19 protein-coding genes are annotated in these 21,131 nt (G+C 35.9%); 11 read left to right on the top strand and 8 right to left on the bottom strand.

Translation table 11 applies throughout. The features are described 5' to 3' along the window. Nucleotides 1–28 precede the first annotated feature (28 nt). A complete protein-coding gene (ispG, locus tag EDF66_RS12680; RefSeq protein WP_207898623.1) occupies nt 29–2,041 on the bottom strand; it encodes a (E)-4-hydroxy-3-methylbut-2-enyl-diphosphate synthase in 2,013 nt (670 codons plus the stop codon). A 46-nt stretch (nt 2,042–2,087) separates the two neighbouring features. After that, nucleotides 2,088–3,032, bottom strand: a complete 945-nt coding sequence (locus EDF66_RS12675) for a LiaI-LiaF-like domain-containing protein (protein WP_132843025.1) — start codon at nt 3,030–3,032, stop codon at nt 2,088–2,090. Nucleotides 3,033–3,321: 289 nt separating this feature from the next. On the opposite strand from EDF66_RS12675, the gene EDF66_RS12670 reads away from it, so the two are divergent. From EDF66_RS12670 to EDF66_RS12660, 3 genes are read left to right on the top strand one after another with little or no spacing between them, the layout of a single operon-like run. Beyond that, nucleotides 3,322–4,056, top strand: coding sequence for an MlaE family ABC transporter permease (locus EDF66_RS12670; protein WP_021188651.1), 735 nt, complete (start codon nt 3,322–3,324; stop codon nt 4,054–4,056). A gap of 17 nt (nt 4,057–4,073) precedes the next feature. Further along, nucleotides 4,074–4,826, top strand: a complete 753-nt coding sequence (locus tag EDF66_RS12665; protein ID WP_132771004.1) for an ABC transporter ATP-binding protein — start codon at nt 4,074–4,076, stop codon at nt 4,824–4,826. A 54-nt stretch (nt 4,827–4,880) separates the two neighbouring features. Next, nucleotides 4,881–5,786: a class I SAM-dependent methyltransferase gene (locus tag EDF66_RS12660; RefSeq protein ID WP_132771003.1), complete on the top strand. Its 906-nt coding sequence runs from the start codon at nt 4,881–4,883 to the stop codon at nt 5,784–5,786. Nucleotides 5,787–5,890: 104 nt separating this feature from the next. On the opposite strand, the gene EDF66_RS12655 is transcribed toward EDF66_RS12660, so the two are convergent. Together EDF66_RS12655 and EDF66_RS12650 are read right to left on the bottom strand one after the other, a co-directional pair. Next, nucleotides 5,891–7,672, bottom strand: a complete 1,782-nt coding sequence (locus EDF66_RS12655; RefSeq protein ID WP_132843023.1) for a hypothetical protein — start codon at nt 7,670–7,672, stop codon at nt 5,891–5,893. A gap of 235 nt (nt 7,673–7,907) precedes the next feature. Next, nucleotides 7,908–9,779 carry a DNA topoisomerase IV subunit B gene (locus tag EDF66_RS12650; protein WP_021188656.1) on the bottom strand — a complete coding sequence of 624 codons (1,872 nt, stop codon included), beginning with the start codon at nt 9,777–9,779 and terminating at the stop codon, nt 7,908–7,910. Nucleotides 9,780–9,982: 203 nt separating this feature from the next. Here EDF66_RS12650 and EDF66_RS12645 point away from each other — a divergent pair, with 203 nt between their 5' ends. Further along, nucleotides 9,983–11,113, top strand: a complete 1,131-nt coding sequence (locus tag EDF66_RS12645; RefSeq protein WP_132843021.1) for an SPFH domain-containing protein — start codon at nt 9,983–9,985, stop codon at nt 11,111–11,113. 9 nt (nt 11,114–11,122) lie between these two features. Further along, on the top strand, nt 11,123–12,232 hold the full coding sequence (locus EDF66_RS12640; protein WP_132843019.1) for a zinc finger domain-containing protein: 1,110 nt from the start codon (nt 11,123–11,125) through the stop codon (nt 12,230–12,232). 71 nt (nt 12,233–12,303) lie between these two features. Here the strand turns inward: EDF66_RS12640 and EDF66_RS12635 are convergent, their stop codons facing one another. The 4 genes from EDF66_RS12635 to EDF66_RS12620 all read right to left on the bottom strand — a co-directional run bounded on the left by EDF66_RS12635 (nt 12,304) and on the right by EDF66_RS12620 (nt 15,929). Beyond that, nucleotides 12,304–13,296: a hypothetical protein gene (locus EDF66_RS12635; RefSeq protein WP_132770999.1), complete on the bottom strand. Its 993-nt coding sequence runs from the start codon at nt 13,294–13,296 to the stop codon at nt 12,304–12,306. Between the two features lie 27 nt (nt 13,297–13,323). Then, nucleotides 13,324–14,433 (bottom strand): hypothetical protein, encoded by a 1,110-nt coding sequence (locus tag EDF66_RS12630; RefSeq protein ID WP_021188659.1) that lies wholly within the window; start codon nt 14,431–14,433, stop codon nt 13,324–13,326. Nucleotides 14,434–14,444: 11 nt separating this feature from the next. Continuing rightward, nucleotides 14,445–15,176 carry a hypothetical protein gene (locus EDF66_RS12625; protein ID WP_132770998.1) on the bottom strand — a complete coding sequence of 244 codons (732 nt, stop codon included), beginning with the start codon at nt 15,174–15,176 and terminating at the stop codon, nt 14,445–14,447. Between the two features lie 255 nt (nt 15,177–15,431). Continuing rightward, complete coding sequence (locus tag EDF66_RS12620) at nt 15,432–15,929, bottom strand: phosphomannose isomerase (protein WP_021188662.1); 498 nt, start codon at nt 15,927–15,929, stop codon at nt 15,432–15,434. A 258-nt stretch (nt 15,930–16,187) separates the two neighbouring features. Here EDF66_RS12620 and EDF66_RS12615 point away from each other — a divergent pair, with 258 nt between their 5' ends. From EDF66_RS12615 to EDF66_RS12595, 6 genes are all read left to right on the top strand, one after another. Further along, complete coding sequence (locus EDF66_RS12615) at nt 16,188–18,428, top strand: helix-turn-helix domain-containing protein (protein ID WP_132843017.1); 2,241 nt, start codon at nt 16,188–16,190, stop codon at nt 18,426–18,428. A gap of 48 nt (nt 18,429–18,476) precedes the next feature. Next, nucleotides 18,477–18,698 (top strand): AtpZ/AtpI family protein, encoded by a 222-nt coding sequence (locus EDF66_RS12610; protein WP_021188663.1) that lies wholly within the window; start codon nt 18,477–18,479, stop codon nt 18,696–18,698. Beyond that, the gene (locus EDF66_RS26100) at nt 18,691–19,095 is read left to right on the top strand and encodes a hypothetical protein (protein ID WP_165902430.1); all 405 of its coding nucleotides are present in this window, start codon (nt 18,691–18,693) and stop codon (nt 19,093–19,095) included. Before EDF66_RS12610 ends, EDF66_RS26100 begins: the two co-directional genes overlap by 8 nt. A gap of 32 nt (nt 19,096–19,127) precedes the next feature. Beyond that, on the top strand, nt 19,128–20,285 hold the full coding sequence (atpB, locus tag EDF66_RS12605; protein ID WP_232789408.1) for a F0F1 ATP synthase subunit A: 1,158 nt from the start codon (nt 19,128–19,130) through the stop codon (nt 20,283–20,285). Between the two features lie 36 nt (nt 20,286–20,321). Continuing rightward, complete coding sequence (atpE, locus tag EDF66_RS12600) at nt 20,322–20,510, top strand: ATP synthase F0 subunit C (RefSeq protein WP_021188666.1); 189 nt, start codon at nt 20,322–20,324, stop codon at nt 20,508–20,510. A gap of 92 nt (nt 20,511–20,602) precedes the next feature. Beyond that, the gene (locus tag EDF66_RS12595) at nt 20,603–21,103 is read left to right on the top strand and encodes a F0F1 ATP synthase subunit B (protein WP_021188667.1); all 501 of its coding nucleotides are present in this window, start codon (nt 20,603–20,605) and stop codon (nt 21,101–21,103) included. Nucleotides 21,104–21,131: the final 28 nt, after the last annotated feature.

Below are 21,131 nucleotides of genomic sequence, written 5' to 3'. Positions count from 1 at the left end.
TTAAATGATATCATTTAAGCCTTTTTCGTTAATTAGGAATTTCACTTTCTTCTATCCACAAGCCATCCGATTTAATGATGTTGATGAGCTCGTCTAAAGCATGTGCTGAACTTACATTTTTCTTAACAACTTCTTGTCCGCGATAAAGTGTAATCTTATCAGGCCCGGCTCCTACATAGCCATAATCGGCATCAGCCATTTCACCTGGACCGTTAACAATACAGCCCATAATACCTATTTTTAATCCTTTTAAATGATTTGTTCTATTTCTAATCATCTGCGTGGTCTCTTGCAGATCGAATAATGTACGTCCACAGCTTGGGCATGATATATATTCTGTTTTAGAAATTCTAGATCTTGTTGCTTGTAGAATTCCAAATGATAAGGATACTATTTTGTCCAAAGGTGTTGCTGGCGAATCAATCCAAACTCCGGATCCAAAGCCATCAATTAAAAGTGCTCCTAAATCGGTCGCTGCATATAACTGAAGTTTCGAAATTGGTTCTTCGGGATTCATGAAATCACCTAGTGGGCCAGAAAATGCCGCGGCTTCGTAGGTCCTTTTAATGATAACCGGGTTATCTAAGCCAATTTCTTGAAGATTTTTGAAGAATTGTCTTTGTTCTGCCATGCCATGAACTGCCGTTGTCTCTAAAAGAAACACAATAGTTTTATCAAGGGGTAGCGTTTCAAATAAACTTGTTACCAAATCTTCGTTTTTAATTTTTATTATATTTAAAGACGTATCCTTCTCATTAGCTTGATTGAATTCTTCCAGCGTATATAAAGGGTGTATATTGGCTTTATTTTGAATACTTTTCCACGTTTTGTAATTATACAATTGCTTTAAGTTTGCAGGCATGTTAAAAGATGGCAATTGATCGCCTAGATAAACAAAATCGACCGACTGCTCTCCCATATGATATTTATCTAAAAGCATGTCGTAACGATAGCCTGCTTGAGACAGGAAAGTGGCATCTTTTAGATTTTGTCTGGAGATGTCAACTACCACACGTGGGACCAATGATCCTCCAATAAAAGTATTGACTTCTTTTGAGATATAGGGAGTAGGGCTGTTATTGTCTGTTAATTTTAAGATTGGAGGAATCACAGACGTATTGAAATCGTGCTGTCTTTTTGTATATCGATTAACTAAAGCAATAGCAACTGGAGCTTCTTTTTCTGGCTCTTCAGTCAGCGAAACACGTACTGTATCGCCTAAACCATCTTCTAATAAAGTTCCTATTCCAACAGCTGATTTGACGCGTCCATCTTCTCCATCACCAGCTTCCGTTACACCTAGATGTAATGGATAGTTCATGTTCTCACTAATCATCTTCTCGACCAGCAGTCTATAGGCACGCACCATCACTTGCGGATTGCTTGATTTCATGGAGATACATAAATTGTAATAATTTAAGTCTTCACAAATTCTGATGAATTCCATAGCCGATTCAACCATCCCTTCTGGAGTATCACCATAGTGACTCATGATTCTGTCCGAAAGGGAACCATGATTTGTTCCTATGCGCATGGCAGTGCCATATTCTTTACAAATATTGACTAAGGGTTTGAATTTTTTATAAATACGGTCTAATTCAGCTTGATACTCACTGTCTGTATAGCTCAGTTGGTCGAACTTCTTCTTATCGGCATAGTTACCCGGATTTACACGTACTTTTTCAACAATTCTTGCTGCAACTTCTGCCGCATTGGGGGTAAAGTGAATGTCTGCTACTAGAGGAACATGATATCCTCGAGCGCGTAATTCTTGCTTAATATTAGCCAGATTATTAGCTTCTTTTATAGAAGGAGCTGTTATTCGAACATATTCGCAACCAGCATCGACCATTCTGATGGTTTGTTCCACAGAACCCATGGTATCCATGGTGTCGATTGTTGTCATACTTTGAATACGTATCGGATTGTCTCCACCCATGGGTACATCTCCAATTTGTACTTCTCTTGTCTTCCACCTTGAATAAGTGGTTTGCGAGTTGCAATAAATACCAGGTAATGTCAAAAGTTTACTTGTGTCCATATCTAATGCAAAGTTATGCATTCTACTGCACTTCTCTAGGGTCTTTTTAGTAGCGGCTAACTGTTACTGAGGTTATACCACCATCAATTGAAATTTTGAATTTATTTTTGGCATTTTCAAAATTAGGACTTGTCAGTATTCCTTTGTCTCCACCTTTTATAAAACTGTCATCAGCATCTACAGTTGACAGTGCCATTTCTGTAATTATCTGGCATGCGACTTCTCTTGGTAATGCTATTTTTATGGAAGAGGCACCGGCGTCAATATTAATATTAGAAATCATTTGTGGATTTCCGAGTTTAAGATCTAGATTACTCGCGCCAGCATCAACTGTAAGATTTTTAATCTTAAAATTTGATAAGTCACCTTGCATATCTGCAGCACCTACGTCAAAGTTTAAATCCCAGATGATATTTTTGTTTAGCTTGATAATGGTGGAATTTCCTTTTGAATCTATTCCTTTTTTTGTTTTTCCACTTAAATTAAGTGTTGCAGCCCCGTCGTTTTTAACATCAGTATTTAAGGACAGAAAATACTTGTCAGATGTATTGGCTGCTTCAAAGAGATTTGCTACGGTTGTATCTTTTAATACCAGCTTGGTTGCTCCTAAGTCAATATTGGCAGTCGCATGGCTGGTATTTATATTTTTTTTAGCAGAGACAGCGTTTGAGGTTCCGATGAAATCTTCTTCATTTTCGGAATCAATATCCAGATCTCTATTTTCCATGATTCGGGATAAGAAACTTTGGTTAGGTGTTGTGATGCCTATAAAGGTGAATATTGCTAAAATGACGCATGTGGTTCCGATAGATATCATATATCCAATGTCTTTCTTAGGAACAAGAATATTTACGCCTACCAAAATGATTAATAATGGCCAATAGCGAAAAACTTCGAACCAATTAAACTCAATAATATCCATTTTACTTAAGAGTAAGATTACTCCGATGAATAAAAATATAATGCCTGTTGTGATTCTTTTTGCGTCCATAATAAAATTATTTGTTCGTTTGTTTTTAAAACTACAATACAAATGTAATCTAAAATAAATTTTTGATTTTATGAATTAGGTTATTCATGTACTAATCTCGGTAAAATATATGATTTCATCGGTAATTGAGTGATTGTATTTCTTGGGGACGATCTATTTTTAGTTGTTTTGAGTTTATGGTATTCTTATGAATCTTGTATCGCTATCGTAATGTTATGGCAAACCAATTTGTAATATATGGTGTTATAATAGTATATTAGACGTTAAAGAAGAAAAATACTATTTATATATGATATTTCACCATATTGGTTCTTATTTGTTATTGCTGCGGTCGGTTTTTAAGAAACCAGAAAAAGGAAAGATTTATTGGAAGGAAACGATGCATGCCATGAACGAAATTGGTATAGGGTCTTTAGGTCTCATTCTTATAATTTCGACGTTTATCGGGGCAGTTATGACGATGCAAATTGCCTTTCAGCTGGTTTCTGATTTGATTCCAAATTCAATAATTGGTTCCATTAACCGAGATTCCAATATTTTGGAACTGGGACCTACGATTTCTGCTTTGGTGCTTATGGGAAGTGTTGGGTCTTCTATTTCATCACAAATCGGCTCCATGCGTGTGACTGAGCAAATCGATGCCTTAGAGATTATGGGTATTAATGCACCAGGTTACCTTATATTACCCAAAATATTGGCTGGAATTACCATGGTTCCTGTTTTGGTTATCCTAGCAATTTTTTGTGCTATTTTGGGAGGACTTATGGGAGGAGCTCTTTCTGGAGCAGTAACACCATCAGACTATATTATGGGAATTCAAGAGGGCTTTAATGGTTTTACCGTTACTGTTGCAATTGTAAAAGCATTTGTTTTTGGGTTTATCATCACTTCCATATCTGCATATAAAGGTTTTACGGTTCGAGGGGGGGCCTTAGAAGTCGGTCAAGCGAGTACTAAAGCAGTTGTTATTGGCTGTATTACAATATTGGCAGCTGATTATTTAATAACGGCTCTCATGCTTTAATTTCTTTTAAAATAATTATGATAAAAATAGAGCAGATTTATAAATCCTTCGGAAGTAACGAGGTATTGAAAGGTATTGATGCCACTTTTGCACCAGGTAAAGTAAGTTTAATTATTGGAGGATCAGGCTCTGGAAAAAGTACCTTGCTAAAATGTATGGTTGGGCTACATGAGCCGGACAAAGGCCGTGTTCTCTTTGATGGTAAGGATTTTTCAAAACTTAGTTTTGAAGACCGTATTCCAATTCGAAAGGAAATAGGCATGTTATTTCAGAATTCGGCATTATTCGACTCCATGACTGTGGAGCAAAATATTATTTTTTCATTGGATATGTTTACGGAGATGTCTAAATCTGAAAAATTAGACCGTGCTAATTTTTGTTTGGAACGGGTTAATTTGAAAGGAAGGAATAAACTTTATCCTTCAGAGTTATCCGGTGGGATGAAAAAACGAGTTGGAATTGCTCGTGCAATAGCCATGAGTCCAAAGTATCTTTTCTGTGATGAACCAAATTCGGGTTTGGATCCAGAAACTTCCATTTTGATTGATGAGTTAATCTTAGAGCTAACAGAAGAGTATAATGCGACAACAATTGTGGTTACGCATGATATGAACTCGGTAATGGGTATTGGTGAATATATTCTATATCTCTACAAAGGGCAAAAGTTTTGGGAAGGTTCAAATCAAGATATGATGCGGTCTGATGTGGAAGAATTAAATAATTTTGTATTTGCAAGCCCACTGATGAAGCGAGCAAAAGAAACGATGTAATCTATTCATCATTGCGTATTTGTTTTTAGATTTACGTATCTTTGCGCCAAATTATTGATTTTGACTACTACAGATATACAATTATTAACACCACAACATTGGAAAGATTACGAGTTAATCGATTGTGGTGATTTTGAGAAATTAGAACGCTTTGGCAATTTAGTTTTGATTCGTCCAGAACCGCAGGCTGTATGGCCAAAAACGCTATCTGCAGCGGAATGGAATAAACGCCATGATATTAAATTTAAAGGTCGCTCTGCTACTTCGGGAGAATGGTTGAAAAAAAATCCTAAAGCGCAGGATCGTTGGCATATTCAATATAAGAATGATGATGTTGCGATTAAATTCCGTCTGGGATTAACTTCATTTAAGCATGTTGGTATTTTTCCTGAGCAAGCGGTTAACTGGGATTATATTTCACAGTCAGTGCGTGCTTTTGAAACGGAAAATCCTAAGGTCTTAAATTTATTTGCTTATACAGGTGGTGCATCATTGATTGCGCGTGCCGCTGGAGCAGATACAACTCACGTGGACTCTATTAAACAGGTAGTTAGCTGGGCTAATGAAAACCAAGAGTTGTCGGAAATTGATAATATTCGTTGGGTAGTAGAAGATGCATTGAAGTTTGTAAAGCGTGAGGTAAAAAGAGGAAATAAATATAATGGTATTATTTTAGATCCTCCGGCTTATGGTCATGGTCCTAAAGGGGAGAAGTGGAAACTGGAAGATCATATCATGGAAATGATGCATGATGTGGTGCAATTACTAGATCCTAAAGAGCATTTCTTGATTTTAAATACTTATTCGTTAGGTTTCTCTTCTGTTATTGTGGAGAACTTAATTCGTACTGCGTTTCCAAAAGTAGAAAATCTAGAAGTCGGAGAGTTATATTTGCAAGCTACTGCTGGACCAAAATTACCTTTGGGTGTTTTTGGTAAGTTCAGAAAAGTTGCTAAATAGATACTATAACAAAATATAAATTAATAAAAGGATAGCCAATCGGCTATCCTTTTTACTATTAATAAGTTTCTCTTTAATTCAGTATATTGTATTGTTGGAACTTATTAAAATTTTATTTCTGCGAGTTCTCTTTCTGCACTTTTGAGTTGCTCCGGTATACATTCTACAATTTGATCTGAAAACCCCTTTAGCTCATTTTTTAATCTGCTGTAATAAGCTATTCCTTCTATAAGTTGATTTTTGAACTTTTCAACATATTTTATTTTTTTGTCATTGACCGTGTCGGCATTCATTTCTACATATTTTTTGATGTGTGCTACATATAAGTATAGTTCACTAATAAATAAAAATGGCCTTTTATCATTTTTGATCAAATCGTCTTTGCCATAAATATGATTAATCATCTGATCAAGGGAGAACTTATTTTTAAACCAAACAGTATTTGGACCTGGACAAATGGATACAGCATCTTGTTCTTTATGTTTCAGGATGTTATATTTTAAATATGCCGGGGCAGCTAGTCCATCACATAAACATGTCTTTTCTGTAATAAGATCATATTCCATATTATAGGTTTTTTGATCTAATGATTTTGCCTGTAATTCTTTTATTTTTTTGTCTTGATATGCACGTGAAGCTGTACATAGCGGTTCATTACTGAAATCTAAGTTTGATACGAGATATTTCTTTTTACATGGACTTCCGGGTCTTCCTTCTTTTATTCTTCTTAAGCGTAGGCGTTCTGCAGAGCTTTTTCTGAAATTATTAAAAGGTACTCCGAGAGGAGAAGCTCCACTGATATAAAAGTCTTCTTCTTCCGATGTGGTCAGTGCTAATAATGTTTCATCATCGACTGTGGTTGCTTCGGGGACCAATAAAAATGGTGATCCCCATCCTACAGCATCAAATTCATAATGTTTCAGTAGGAATTGATGTTCACTTGATGTGCCCACACCTCCTTGAACAGTGTATTTAATCGGCGGAGCAGCTTGGAAGTTGCAACCTTTTTGTAACCAATAATTCTGATAAATGCTGAATAGTTCTTCCTGTAATTCGTGTTTTTTATTTTTAAATTCGGATAGGATAGGACCTAATAAAAATCCTTCTGTTGCAAAGGCATGTCCACCACAATTTAGCCCAGACTCTACACGAAATTCTGAAACCCAGATTCCTTTTTTCGCTAAAAACTTTGCTTGAATCAATGCCGATCTGTAGTCGCTAACTTTTAGTGTTATTTTTTTCTGAAAAGTTCCATCTTCTTGCTGGCAGAAAGCAGGCAACTCTGCTAAATAGGCGTATAGTCTTGGATTCATACCTGCTGATAAGATGACAGACGACTGCAGGTCTGATTGTGCAAAACCTCGTAAGGCAGCTAGCGCGTCTGAGTAAGTATCATCTAATGCAATTCCATCTTTATCATAATTAATTTTGTCGACTTTAGACATGATATTGACATCGATATCTCCAGCTTTGATAAAGGATCTAAGGATTTGCTTTTTTTTAGCCTTTTCTAAGATATCTGTTTCTGAAAGCATCGCATAATAGATATTTTTTGCGGGGTGGGATTCGGGGATGAGCTGGAAGTAGCGATCGATCTCTGATCCTTTTTCAAAAAACTCTATACGCATATGCTCAATTTGTTCTTGAACAATGTTGGAAACCAGATTTAAATAACTGGAAATACGATGAGCTCTGTAGTCAGGTTCTTTTTTTGTTATCGGATGGTATTCTTTTTTGTTTAGGGTACAATAGTATGCTCGAATACGCTCAATTAATTCATCATCTACAATGGATATTACAGATGAAATACCAAATCGAGCGACTTTTAAAGGGGAATCTATTGAAAATGCTAGACCCAAAACGGGAATATGGAATGAATGCGTCATATCAGTTTTATTTCAATACGAAATACCGAATAAAAAGGATATGAAAAAGTAATGTCTGTGTGTTAAAAAAATGATATGCGTCACTTTTATTATATACCTAAAGAATCTTCTGCCCGATCTCATGTAATAGTTATGATTCTTTTACACCTTTAGTTGTAGTACAGTTTTACAGCAGGTGAACGAATGGAATTTCTAAAATGGCTGTATGGATAATATGAAAGAAAAACAAGCGGTCTTAACCCGCTTGTTTTTCTAATTTCGCCAGTTTGGCTAATTCTTCTTCTAGATCTAGTTCTACACGAAGATTATTGACGATATGTTTTTGTCTATCGGGAGTGTTTTTACCCATATAGTATTCTAAAAGTTGCTGTATTTTATTGTCTTTAGATAAGAAGACAGGGTCTAAGCGCATATCTTTTCCGATAAATAAACCAAATTCGGAAGGGGAAATCTCTCCAAGTCCTTTAAATCGGGTAATTTCGGGCTTATTTCCTAATTTTGCAATTGCGCGTTGTCTTTCTTCATCGGAATAGCAATATATGGTTTCTTTTTTATTCCGTACACGGAACAAGGGTGTCTGTAAGATAGACACGTGACCAGCCTTTACTAAATCAGGAAAAAACTGAAGGAAAAATGTCAAGAGAAGTAAGCGGATGTGCATACCGTCTACATCGGCATCTGTAGCAAATACAATGTTGTTATAACGTAAGCCATCTAAACCGTCTTCAATATTTAAAGCATGTTGCAGTAAATTGAACTCTTCATTTTCATAGACAATTTTTTTAGACATGCCGTAAGAGTTTAAAGGTTTTCCTTTTAAACTAAAAACAGCTTGTGTCTGTACATCTCTAGATTTAGTAATTGAACCTGAAGCTGAATCCCCCTCGGTGATAAATAAGGTTGTTTCCTGATTACGTTCGTTTTTATCGGAGAAATGGACCTTACAATCGCGTAATTTACGGTTGTGTAACGAAGCTTTCTTGGCACGTTCATTTGCAAGTTTTTTAATACCGGCAATATCTTTACGTTCTCTTTCCGATTGTAAGATACGTTTTAACAGAGCGTCCGCTGTATCTGAATTTTTATGCAGGTAATCGTCCAATGCTTTTTTTAGAAAGTCATTGATAAATGTTCTTACAGTTGGACCATCTGGACCGATGCTTTGGGAACCAAGTTTTGTCTTGGTCTGTGATTCAAAGACCGGCTCTTGCACTTTGATTGCGATCGCGCCAATGATAGATGACCGTACGTCTGATGCTTCAAATTCTTTTTTATAGAACTCACGGATTGTCTTCACTAAGGCTTCGCGAAACGCTGCTTGGTGTGTTCCTCCTTGCGTTGTATGTTGTCCATTGACAAAAGAGTAGTATTCTTCACCGTATTGCTGTCCGTGGGTAATCGCGATTTCAATATCCTCACCCTTTAGGTGAATGATAGGATAACGCATGGATTCGGTGTCAATATTCCGCTCTAATAAATCTTTTAGACCATTTTCAGAGATGAATTTCTGTCCATTGAAATTGATAGTTAATCCAGAATTTAAAAAAACATAATTCCAGATCATGTTTTCCACAAACTCTAAACGATATTTGTAATTTCTAAAGATGGTCTCATCCGGGTAAAATATAACTGCGGTACCATTACGCTGTGTTGTTTCTTTTTCTTCATCTGATAGTAACTCACCTTTACTAAACTGTGCGATACGGGTTACTTTTTCGCGGTACGATTGTACCGTGAACTGTCCAGACAAAGCATTGACAGCTTTAGTACCGACACCATTAAGACCTACAGACTTTTGAAAGGCTTTGCTATCGTATTTACCTCCGGTATTGATTTTGGATACTACATCTACGACAGAACCAATGGGAATTCCACGTCCGTAATCCCGAACAGCGACTTTATTATCGTTGACCGTAATATCGATCGTTTTTCCAGCTCCCATCACAAACTCATCAATAGAGTTGTCGACTACTTCTTTTAATAAGACATAAATACCATCGTCGTAAGCAGAACCATCTCCTAATTTCCCAATATACATACCGGGACGTAAGCGAATATGTTCTTTCCAATCGAGGGAACGTATACTATCTTCGTTATAAGTACTCATGTTTTTTAATTATTCTTCGGTGTGTAGCAAAAATAGCAAAATAAAGATTAAATAAGTGCAGTCACGATCTGAAAACATTTATTTAGAATGGAAGATCTCTCTAGAGGAGCGTTTGTGTAATTGTTCTCCAATAAATTGTATAAATATTTATATTGCATTCCCTATTATTTACTTAAATTTAGGAAACATTATAAATAGAAATTATGGGCTTATTTGATAAAATACGGAATGAGTTTATCGATATCATTGAATGGGTAGATGATAGTCCTGATACTATAGTCTGGAAATTTCCACGGTATCAGAATGAAATAAAAATGAATTCGCAGTTAACAGTACGAGAAGGACAAGTTGCTGTGTTTATGAATGAGGGGGTGATTGCGGATGTCTTTACTGCGGGTAGACATGTGCTGACAACTCAGAATATGCCTATCATGACGACCCTCCAAGGGTGGAAATATGGATTCAATAGTCCATTTAAAGCAGATGTGTTTTTCATAAGTTTGCGTCAGTTTACTAATCAAAAATGGGGTACTAAAAATCCTATTATGTTACGGGATGCTGAGTTTGGTCCTATACGGCTTAGGGCCTTTGGATCTTACGCTTTTCAGGTTAAAGATGCTGCTGTCTTCTTAAAGCAAATTGCGTCGACTAATCCAACTTTTACGGTTGAAAGTATTAATGAGCAACTTCGAAATATCGCTGTAACCAGAGGGATGGATGCAATTGCAGAGTCAAAAATTGCTGTCTTAGACCTAGCTTCTCATTATGATGAGGTATCCAACTTTATACAAGAGAAAATACGTCCTGAATTTGAAGAGATCGGTTTGAATCTAAATAAATTTCTAATTGAGAATATTTCATTGCCTGAAGAAGTTGAAAAGGTATTGGATAAAAGAAGCAGTATGGGTATTGTTGGAAATTTAGGTGCTTATGCTCAATTTCAAGCAGCTAATTCCATGGAAAAAGCTGCTGAAAACCCCAATGGCGGAGGTCTTATGGGCGCAGGATTGGGTGTTGGATTAGGTGCCGGAATGGCTGGCCAGATGTCAGGTGTATTTCAACAGAATAAATTTGAAGGCAATAATCCGACGGGTGCCTCTCCATCGGTGGCACCACCGGCGATACCGCAAGCGGTTCAGTATTTTCTAGCGATTAATGGTGTTCAAGAAGGACCTTTTTTGATTGATCAGCTGAAAGACGATGTAAGAAGCGGCAAACTAGTTTCTTCTACACTCGTTTGGAAAGCTGGGCTGGAAAATTGGATTGAAGCGCGTGAAATTGACGAATTGACAAGCTTGTTTAATGCTGGCCCTCCGCCAATTCCGGGGGCATAGATTCTGTTTATGAGTTTTGAGGAAAAGACAACGGAAGTTAGTCAGGATTTAAAGTGTCAGGGTTGTGGGGCGATTTTAGCTTACCAACCAGGAACGTCATATCTAAAATGTGCTTACTGTGGTACTGAAAATCAGATTAAGGAAAGTGACTTAACGAACCAAGTTATCAGTCCGGTTGATTATGAAGAATTTACAGCAGCGATGCAAGATATTCATGACGCTCGGTTTACGGTTGCTGCTGAGGTGGTGCATTGTCAAAACTGTGGAGCCAATTCTACATTAGATCCGCATGTTACAGCAGATTTATGTGCTTTTTGCGCTTCTCCTTTGGTGATTGACCATCAAGAAAAACGTATTGTAAAACCACATGGGGTGATTCCGTTTTTTATTGAGGAGAATAAGGCATTTCCGCTTTTTAAAAAATGGGCTGGAGGTTTATGGTTTGCTCCCAATGATTTTAAGCGAATTTTTAGTGCGCAAAATAATAGGTTGAAAGGTGTTTATATTCCTTTTTGGAGTTATGATGCCGAAGCGAGTTCTTCTTATGAGGGGCAACGAGGTGAATATTATTATGTCACTAGAACTAGAAGAACTGCTGATGGCAAAACAGAGACCTATGAGGAGCAACAGACCAGATGGTATTATGCTTCTGGACGTGTTTTTAACCGATTTAAAGATGTTATAGTTAGTGCTTCAACGTCATTACCTAATAATTTTGCTTCAAAAATAGGTCCTTGGAATATGGAATATCTGAAGCCTTTCAATGATCAATATCTTAGCGGATTTATCGCAGAAACCTTTAGTATTGATCATGTGGCTGGTGCTCATGCCGCCAAAAAAATTATGGATGATGAGATCGCTGATACCGTCAGATCGGATATCGGCGGAGATACGCAAAGGATTGACGATATTGATTCTGTTTATAAGGATATCAGGCTAAAGTATATCTTACTTCCGGTTTGGCTGTCGGCTTATCGATATAAGGGTAAAAGTTATCAGATTATGGTTAACGCATTTAACGGTAAGGTTTATGGACAACGACCATATAGCTTTTGGAAGATTGCGCTCTTGATATTGTTTGTAATAATTCTAGTTGTTTTGTTAAGCCAAATGGGATAATTTTGTTATAACTAAAAAATGGTCTTATTGAAAATACAATAAGACCATTTTTTATGATATGATCGATAGCTTTATTTGTTTAAAGAAAGTAAGAAGCCTATTGTAAAGTTGGCATCCCAGTCAAATACAAAGGTATCGCAGTTCGTAGCATCTTTAATTGCTTTATAGATATTTACCCCACTTTTGATTTTTACTTTATCGGTATTATAGGTTTCTGGATTATTTAATACTGTGAAACGTTCTTCGCCAGTACGTGTTTGTTGGGCCAATTCAAATGGCACTCCCCCTATGATAAAACAGATTTCTCTGTTGGCTGCAGGAATTTTTGCTGTTAACGTTTTTACTTCAGTATAAACATCTTCATCTTTTAAGTTCTTTTCGTAGTATTTCGCACCTGGTGCTTCAAGTGATTTTGTTTCACCAGCAACCCATGAAATTTTAGTATTACCTGAGCCAATATCTACGACAAAGGAATTGTCCTGATAAGAAGGAGGAAGTACGCATTTTAGTGCTAATTTACCTTCTTGTTCTGCTGTTACTAAATTAACAACAAATCCCATTTTCTTTAGTTCGGAAACAATAACTGCTGTCTTAGGTTCTTTTTGTGCGCCGGAGCTGATGACAAAGTGTATGTTTTTTGATTTAACACCTTTGTCAAACATAGTTCCAATGTAGTCTTTAAGTCCTTTCCGGATATCTTCTGTACTGGCTAGACCTTCATAGACAAATGATTTGCCAAAATCCTTGGAAATGATTTCCCAGTGATTCTGCTTATCGATATTTACGACAAAAGAATTGAAACCTGAGGCTCCGACTTCGATTACTCCTTTATATTCACCATTTACAGGTTTTTCAGGTTGATAGTTAAATGTTCTTTTATCGTCAGTTGATTGTTTCGATGGATTGGACGATATATTAATAGCTGTGGTATCGGAGGTGCTCGTTGACTGTCCATCAAATTTACCAGAATCGAAAGCCCAATAGCCCAGAGCCAGTAATGGGATTGCAATAATTATTGCTTTAATTGGCCAACGTAATCTAGCCCATGTTGATTTTTCTTCCATAATTATAGTGTGTTTTTTTTAAATTGATTAATCTAATAATGTAAATCCCTTATCTATTTTTTCTTCCGGTTTGAGTTCATAACTTGCGTCTGCCATCTGGCTTACATTCAGTACTTTCAAATTTCGTTCATCTACTTTACGGATAAATTCTTCTAATTCTACTTGGGTAGGAGCTCCTCCTACTGTTATGTTATTGTTTTGATCTAAAAAGTCAAGGTTTGATCTGATCGAAGCAATATTTTGGCTGATGGCTCCTGTTGCGGCATTCATGGCTTCTTGGAAAGCCCAACCGTCTTTTATATTAAAGACATCGGCAAGCCCTTCTGTAGCATTTTTCATCTTTTGAGTAGCTTCTAGTTTTTTTGAGATAATCGAAATACTGCTGTCTAGGGTACTTACATAAATTCGAGCAGCACTTTCATTATCTTTTAGTACTTCTAGTACCTTCGCAAATTGATTGGCATACTGTACATAGCTTCTCGCATTTTGCTCTTCAGACTCTCCTTCTTTTCCTAAGAGAAATGCTTTTGTCCGTGTTTCTTTTGCATTTCGCATATAAGCATTCGCTTTCTCCGTATTGTTATTTTTCGATTCATTTTGGGCATTTTCATCTTGACTTGCCGCTTCTGCAGTGAAACGTTTTGCATAAATGTATTTTTCTTCTGCTGTTTTTTGTGCGGTTTCACCGCTTTGAATCATATCGATACGAACGCCATCTACATTACTTATTTTTTCTTTTACTCTTTTTAAGGTATCTTTTGCGTCTTTTGATAAAAGCTGTAAGGTCTCTATTGGATTATTACGAATAATGGCTTTTTCGCCTTTAAATAAAAGGACAGTGCCAAAGCGATGTAATAGCTGAATAATTTTTGGCGCTAATAGTAATAAGGTTATTAATAAAATACTGAATATTACGAACAAAATACTTTTAGCGGCATATTCAAGCATGACGGGTAAAAACTTGAAAAAAGCAATTGCTCCGCCAATAACCAATGCCCAGAAGAATATACTGGAGATTGTCTTTTTGGCTTCTGGTGTTTGCATCTGAGCAGGCAGATGGTCTCCTAATACTTGAAAAATTGGTAGCTGTGATTTTATTTCAGCTGGAATATTAATGTACTGTTCTTTCTTTTCCATTGGTTTATATCTTATGAGATTGACCTTTCTATAATTGCTAAGGTTGTTTGTATATCATTGACGACTTCATTGACAGCGGCGTTTCCAATTGATATCTTTTGCTCTATCTCTTTTAGTTTTGGCTCATATTTATCATTAATCTGGGCTAGGGTAATTTGTTTCTTTTTCAAATCATCCTGAAGCTTTGCAATGCTATCGGTCAATGTTTTTATTTCATTATTTAAGGTTGTCTTTTCAAATTCACGGTCTTGTTCTGCTTTATGCTTTTCCGATTCTTTTTGCTGTGTTTCTTTGGCTATGGTTTCTTTCAGTTTGTTAGCATAATTAGTGCCAGTTGTTTTCAGCTTGTCCTTTGTTAAAGTATTATCAACAAACTTAAGCGAAGTATAGGCTGCTTTCAGTGTTGTTTCGTCTACTTTTCCCATTGCAGCCGCAGCATTCCATACCTCAAAAAAGTCTAATCCTTGTTCATTGAGTCTTTCCAGTATTCCGAGCACCTTCAGTTTCATTTGTTTAATATCGGTGGATCCGTCATTGGCTGTAATGGGTATGGCTGGAGGCTGCTGGTTTGAAACTGTTTTTATTTCGGGGGCTGTTGAATAATCTTTTATTTCTGTAGCGGGTGGATTTTTTTGGATATCGGGAGACGGGGTTTTGAGCTGAGTCTCTTCCTGATCTGTAAAAATTAGCTTTTTAAGACTATCCAATATACTATAGCTTTTATTGTTTCCTTGATCAGTCATAATTTTTGTTAGTTAAGTCTAGTAAAAATAATAAAAAATGGTAATCTTGATTCATATTACTACATTTTTAAAACATTTATTTTATATCACGATTGCTCTGTCGGGTAATCCGAAATTTAATTGTAATCTATTTAATGATAAGGGATAGGCTAGGAGGGATATAAATCAATCTATTGAGTTTGGGATAAAAAAAACTCGGAAAGCTAATTTCCGAGTTTTCGTGATGATAAGAAATAATAATTTGAAACGATTATTTTATCTACCAAAATCATCTTGAACACGAACAATATCGTCTTCGTTTGAAGGATTTTCGATATCGGTATGTTGCCATATTTCAGCTAATATACCGTAACCATCTAATCCGATTAATCGGTGGCGCTGACCTTGACGAAGTTTGATGACACTACCTGCTGTTAGCGTTTGTACAACTGATTCGTCATCTGTATCCGATACCATAACGCCCACAGTTCCGTGAATTACTTTCCAAATTTCGGCACGACGGTGGTGATACTGCCATGATAATCTTTTTTCGGGAGCTACAACGAGAATTTTTGGACTTAATTTGCCAGAAATTTTTAGATCTTTTACATCTAATCCGTCGAAATACTCATCGGCAAATTTTTGTGCTTGATCTTCGTTGATTACAAAGAAACCTCCCCAGGGTCTTGTCTGATCTGATTTATCAATTTCAAATCCTTTTTCTTTTAACGCTTTATCTAATTCCTCAAATAGCGTTGATTTATCAGTTACCATAAATATGTGTCTTAGTAAGAATGTACGGTTATTTTAGTGCTAAATATAAATAAAATCTTTTAAATAAAAAGTGCATAAACGTTTTAGCGATATTTTTTTTGTTTACAATTTAGCTATTGTTTTTATTTCTAGTTACGTTTGGTTTCATCTGAATCTGATATTTATTAGAAGTTGCATACGTCCTATTTGAAGTGTGCTATGATTATATCCTCTCAAAATATTTGATTAGTTTTGTAATCCTATATTAAAATTATCAGTATGTCAGAAATTAAAATAGATCGTGAAAATACGTCTTTTATGCAAGCTGTTGCTTTTGTTAATCAGACAAATCAACATGTTTTTCTTACAGGAAAAGCAGGGACCGGAAAAACGACATTTCTGAAATATATACGTGATCATAGTTATAAAAAAATGGCGATCACCGCGCCAACAGGTGTTGCCGCTATGAATGCGGGAGGAACAACCCTTCATTCACTTTTTTGGTTGCCTTTCGGAACTTTTATAGAAGATCACGAGCTGAAATGGGATGAACAGGATGGACATATTTATAATAAAAGCCGCTTATTCAGTACTATTAAACTAACTAAACAGCGTCGGACGATTCTTCAAGAATTGGAATTATTGGTGATTGATGAGGTATCGATGGTTCGGGCTGATACATTAGATGCTATTAATGTTATTCTGCAATCTGTGCGTCGTGATATGCGACCATTTGGAGGTTTACAATTACTTTTTATCGGCGATCTTTATCAATTACCACCCGTAGTGCGTGATCATGAGTGGCAGGTTTTGCGAAATCACTACAGCTCTGTATTCTTTTTTAATGCTAAGGTTCTTCGTGACAATCCACCGATTTTATTAGAGTTAGATAAGATTTATAGACAGCAGGATGAAGGTTTTATTTCCATATTAAACGCAATTCGAAATAATAACTGTGATAGCGAAATGTTGAAAGAATTGAATACCTACTATAAGCCAGATTTTGAGCCAAAGGAAGGAGAGCAGTTTATTACGCTTACTTCACATAATCGAAATGCTGATGATATTAATGGAAAAGCATTGGCTAATCTGTCTGGTAAGATGCTGAATTTAAAAGCTGTTGTTAAAGATGATTTTTCTCAAGGATCTTATCCCGCAGAAGAGATTCTTTCTTTGAAAATTGGTGCCCAGGTGATGTTTATACGTAATGATACGGGTGAGGATCGGAAATATTATAATGGTAAGATCGGTACTGTGAAAGATATAAATTTGCAAGCTGGAACTGTGGTTGTTAAATTCCCCGATGGAAGTGAGGATGTGACGGCTAAGCGAGAAACTTGGGAAAATATCAAATACAACTATGATAAAGGGCAGGATCAGATCAAAGAAGAAGTACTGGGGACATTTTCACAGTTTCCGTTGCGGTTAGCTTGGGCGATTACTATTCACAAGAGCCAGGGTCTGACATTTGATAAAGCAATTATAGATGCGGGTACTTCATTTGCTGCAGGACAGGTTTATGTTGCATTAAGTAGATTGACGAGTTTAAAAGGGTTGGTCCTGAAATCCATTATACCGACCTACGCAATTAGAACAGATAGTCAGGTTGTTGATTTTGCATTGCGCTCTTCTTTTCAAACCGATATTAAAGAAATATTGGAACAGTGTCAGAGGTCTTATTTGGCACAAAACCTAATTCAATGTTTTCGCTGGGATTATCTAACTACTTCATGTCAAGAGCAAGTTATTGCATTAGCTGATCGTAATATCGATAATAAAGTGGAGGCAGAGGCTTTTTGGTCTACCATACAGTCAAATCTGCTCACACAAGAAAAAGTAGCACATAAATTCATTACACAATTATATGAGCTTTTAAAAAAAACAGATCAACATGTAGACTACGCTTTGATCTGTGACCGTACGACTTCAGCGGTCAATTGGTTCTTACCTAAGATGGATCATGATCTCGTTGATGCGTTGGAACAGCATATTAAGGAATGGCAGATTAAGAAACGAACTAAAAAATACATTGATGAGGCTAAAGAACTGTTGTTGGATTTTAAGCGTAAGCGTGAGCAACTTCAGCAGTGTTTGATTATCGCAGATGCATTATCTAAAAAAGATAATTTTCAGGAAGCTTTGGAACAGGTGCAGGAGCAGTCAAAGACAAAAGAAAAAGAAGATTTAGTCGTGCAAAGTGAAGAGGGGGAGAGCTCTAAAAAGTTGGATACAAAGCAGGTAACTCTTGAACTCTACAAGGATGGTGCTAGTATTGAAGAGATCGCGGTGAAAAGAGGTATGGTAGCGGGAACAATTTATGGACATCTTATTCATTTTGTTGGGACAGAAGTGGAGGCCACAGAATTGATTGAACAGGATAAGCTGGATCTCATCATTAATACCATAAAAGCACATCCAGGTAAATCTTCGTCAGAATTAAAGATGATGCTGGGAGCGAGTATAGACTATCCGCATATTAAAATCGGACAAAAAGTTTTAGAAAATCCAGTTCATGATTAAGATGTTTCAAAATATGTGTATGTTTGTAAAAGTTAGCTATAAATAGCCATGGGAAAGTCTAATAAAAACCCAAATAAGTGGATGGTTTTTATCTCATTGCCTCTGCAAATGGGAGTCACAATTTATTTGATGTATATGTTAGGCACCTGGCTAGATGAGAAATACCATTTTTCTAATGGTCTTGCCATGAAAATATGCACATTTATAGGTATTTTCGCCTCACTTTATCATTTTATACGAGAAGCTAATCGATTGAACAGGGATGAATAATTACATTAAATTTATTGCAATACTTCTAATTTTTACTGCGGTCCTCTTTGGGGCGCACTACTTTGCACTACCCTCTTTTGGGATTGCTGATTTTAAAAGTTTAACTGGTTTTGAATTGTATAGTTTATACGCATTTGAATCTGTTGCTTCATTAGTTGTATTAATTGTTATCCTGATCTCCGATTCCGTAATGCCTAAAAATATAGGTTTCATTTTTTTGTGCCTAATTACGTTAAAAGCAGCATTAAGTTATGTTTTTTTTAGAGGAGGATTGAATCATTCGTCCGATGATATATTCGAATATAATTTTTTAATCGTATTTTTTCTATACTTGTTTTTTGACGTATTAGTTGCTTTTAAGGTCATTAATAAAGAAGTGGAATCAGTCAATAAGTAGTTTTAATAAAAAGTTCAAATTAATCGCAAAAAATGACAAATAATATTGTATTTTTGCGCAAAAATAAAAAACAGAACATGGGGAGCGTTAAGAAAGCATTTCTTTTTTTTGCAGTAATTTTATTTGCTGTTAGTCCATTTTTAGTAAAGGCATCTGAGTCTCATACAGCTGAGATTTCAACTCACGCAGAAGAGCCAAAAACTCAGCGGGAGGAAATAGATGAGTATATTGATCACCACTTACAAGACGATCATTATTTCTCTTTGTATACAGATAAAAAAGAAGGTAAGACTTATGGATTTCCTTTGCCAGTGATTATCATTGACGGGGGTGTTAAAATTTTTATGTCCTCAGAATTTGATTTTGGTAAAAATACCGTTGAAAAAGATGGACAGTTTTATAAATTATACCATGGTAAAATCTACAAAACAGATGCTACCGGTACACTTAATTATGATGAACACCATCACCCGACAAATGCTAAGGCATTAGATCTATCAATTACTAAAAATGTTGTGGGTTTAATTTTAGCAACTGTTTTGTTATTCTGGGGATTTATTGGCCTAGCAAAAACATACAAAAAGGGAGCGAATAATTTACCTAAGGGTGCAGGTCGCGTGTTAGAACCTTTAGTTTTATATGTACGTGACGAGATGGCGGTTCCAAATATTGGACATCGTTATAGAGAATTTATGCCGTACTTATTGTCTGTTTTCTTCTTAATTCTAGTTTTAAACCTATTAGGTTTAACACCGCTGGGATTCAATGTTACAGGTAATATTTCAGTAACGATATGTTTAGCAATCTTTACATTTTTATTTGTGAATATTAAAGCAAATAAGGACTACTGGAAGCATATTTTCTGGATGCCAGGAGTACCAGTTCCTTTTAAATTTGTTTTGGCACCAATTGAAGTATTAGGAATGTTTACAAAACCATTCTCTCTAATGGTTCGTTTGTTTGCCAATATTACAGCTGGACACACTGTTATTATGGGATTGATTGCAATTGTTTATGTATTGCAACAACAATTAACATTGGGAGGTAGTATCGGGGTGTCTATGCTATTGACAACTTTCCTGATGGTAATTGAAATATTAGTAGCATTTTTACAAGCGTTTATCTTCACGATGTTGTCATCGCTATTTATTGGAATGGCTGTTGAAGAGCACAACGAAGCACATCACTAAGAAATTTTTTGTTTAATTATATTTAAATCATTTATTATGTACAATTTAATTGGAGCGGGTTTAATCGTTATCGGAGCAGGATTAGGTCTAGGTAAAATCGGTGGTTCAGCAATGGAAGCTATCGCACGTCAACCAGAAGCAGCATCTAAAATCCAAACTGCGATGATCATTATCGGAGCCTTATTAGAAGGTTTAGCTTTCGGTGCGTTATTATTAGGTAAATAATCACCCAATGAATTTAAAAGTATTATTTATGACGGTTGGTCATAAATAATACTTTCAATTAGACGAAATACAAAAAATATTATCATACATCAATGGAAAAATTAATAGAACAGTTTTCATTTGGTTTGTTTTTCTGGCAAGTCATCATCTTATTAATCATTATCTTTTTATTAGGTAAATTTGCTTGGAAACCTATCATCGCTGCTTTAGCAGAACGTGAACAAGGTATTTCTGATGCTTTGGAATCTGCTGAAAAAGCTAAATTAGAGATGGCGCGCTTAACCAATGAAAACGAATCCTTACTAAAGGAAGCTCGTGTAGAACGTGATCTAATCTTGAAAGAGGCTAAAGAAATGAAAGATAAGATTGTTGCTGAAGCAAAAAATGTAGCCCATACTGAAGGTGCTAAGATGATAGCTCAAGCATCAATTGAAATCAATGAGCAAAAAAACAAAGCAATGGCAGAAGTAAAGAATCAAGTTTCTACTTTGGCATTGGATATTGCTCGTAAAGTATTAAGCAAAGAATTTGAAGACCAAAATAAGCAAGAAACGTTAATTGCAGATTTGCTTAAAGACGTGAAAGTAAACTAATCGGTCATTCAAATTTTATCATTAAAGA

The sequence above is a fragment of the Sphingobacterium sp. JUb20 genome, assembly GCF_004342035.1.
Classification (GTDB): domain Bacteria; phylum Bacteroidota; class Bacteroidia; order Sphingobacteriales; family Sphingobacteriaceae; genus Sphingobacterium; species Sphingobacterium anhuiense.
This window is presented reverse-complemented; position numbering and strand designations above follow the sequence as displayed.

Coding starts and splice junctions, on each gene's coding strand:
- EDF66_RS12610 (WP_021188663.1), top strand. CDS start 18,477: ATGGGAAAGTCTAATAAAAACCCAAATAAGTGGATGGTTTTTATCTCA.
- EDF66_RS26100 (WP_165902430.1), top strand. CDS start 18,691: ATGAATAATTACATTAAATTTATTGCAATACTTCTAATTTTTACTGCG.
- ispG (WP_207898623.1), bottom strand. CDS start 2,041: ATGGACACAAGTAAACTTTTGACATTACCTGGTATTTATTGCAACTCG.
- atpE (WP_021188666.1), top strand. CDS start 20,322: ATGTACAATTTAATTGGAGCGGGTTTAATCGTTATCGGAGCAGGATTA.
- EDF66_RS12595 (WP_021188667.1), top strand. CDS start 20,603: ATGGAAAAATTAATAGAACAGTTTTCATTTGGTTTGTTTTTCTGGCAA.
- EDF66_RS12645 (WP_132843021.1), top strand. CDS start 9,983: ATGGGCTTATTTGATAAAATACGGAATGAGTTTATCGATATCATTGAA.
- EDF66_RS12620 (WP_021188662.1), bottom strand. CDS start 15,929: ATGGTAACTGATAAATCAACGCTATTTGAGGAATTAGATAAAGCGTTA.
- EDF66_RS12615 (WP_132843017.1), top strand. CDS start 16,188: ATGTCAGAAATTAAAATAGATCGTGAAAATACGTCTTTTATGCAAGCT.
- EDF66_RS12670 (WP_021188651.1), top strand. CDS start 3,322: ATGATATTTCACCATATTGGTTCTTATTTGTTATTGCTGCGGTCGGTT.
- EDF66_RS12655 (WP_132843023.1), bottom strand. CDS start 7,672: ATGACGCATTCATTCCATATTCCCGTTTTGGGTCTAGCATTTTCAATA.
- EDF66_RS12640 (WP_132843019.1), top strand. CDS start 11,123: ATGAGTTTTGAGGAAAAGACAACGGAAGTTAGTCAGGATTTAAAGTGT.
- EDF66_RS12675 (WP_132843025.1), bottom strand. CDS start 3,032: ATGGACGCAAAAAGAATCACAACAGGCATTATATTTTTATTCATCGGA.
- EDF66_RS12630 (WP_021188659.1), bottom strand. CDS start 14,433: ATGGAAAAGAAAGAACAGTACATTAATATTCCAGCTGAAATAAAATCA.
- EDF66_RS12625 (WP_132770998.1), bottom strand. CDS start 15,176: ATGACTGATCAAGGAAACAATAAAAGCTATAGTATATTGGATAGTCTT.
- atpB (WP_232789408.1), top strand. CDS start 19,128: ATGACAAATAATATTGTATTTTTGCGCAAAAATAAAAAACAGAACATG.
- EDF66_RS12665 (WP_132771004.1), top strand. CDS start 4,074: ATGATAAAAATAGAGCAGATTTATAAATCCTTCGGAAGTAACGAGGTA.
- EDF66_RS12650 (WP_021188656.1), bottom strand. CDS start 9,779: ATGAGTACTTATAACGAAGATAGTATACGTTCCCTCGATTGGAAAGAA.
- EDF66_RS12635 (WP_132770999.1), bottom strand. CDS start 13,296: ATGGAAGAAAAATCAACATGGGCTAGATTACGTTGGCCAATTAAAGCA.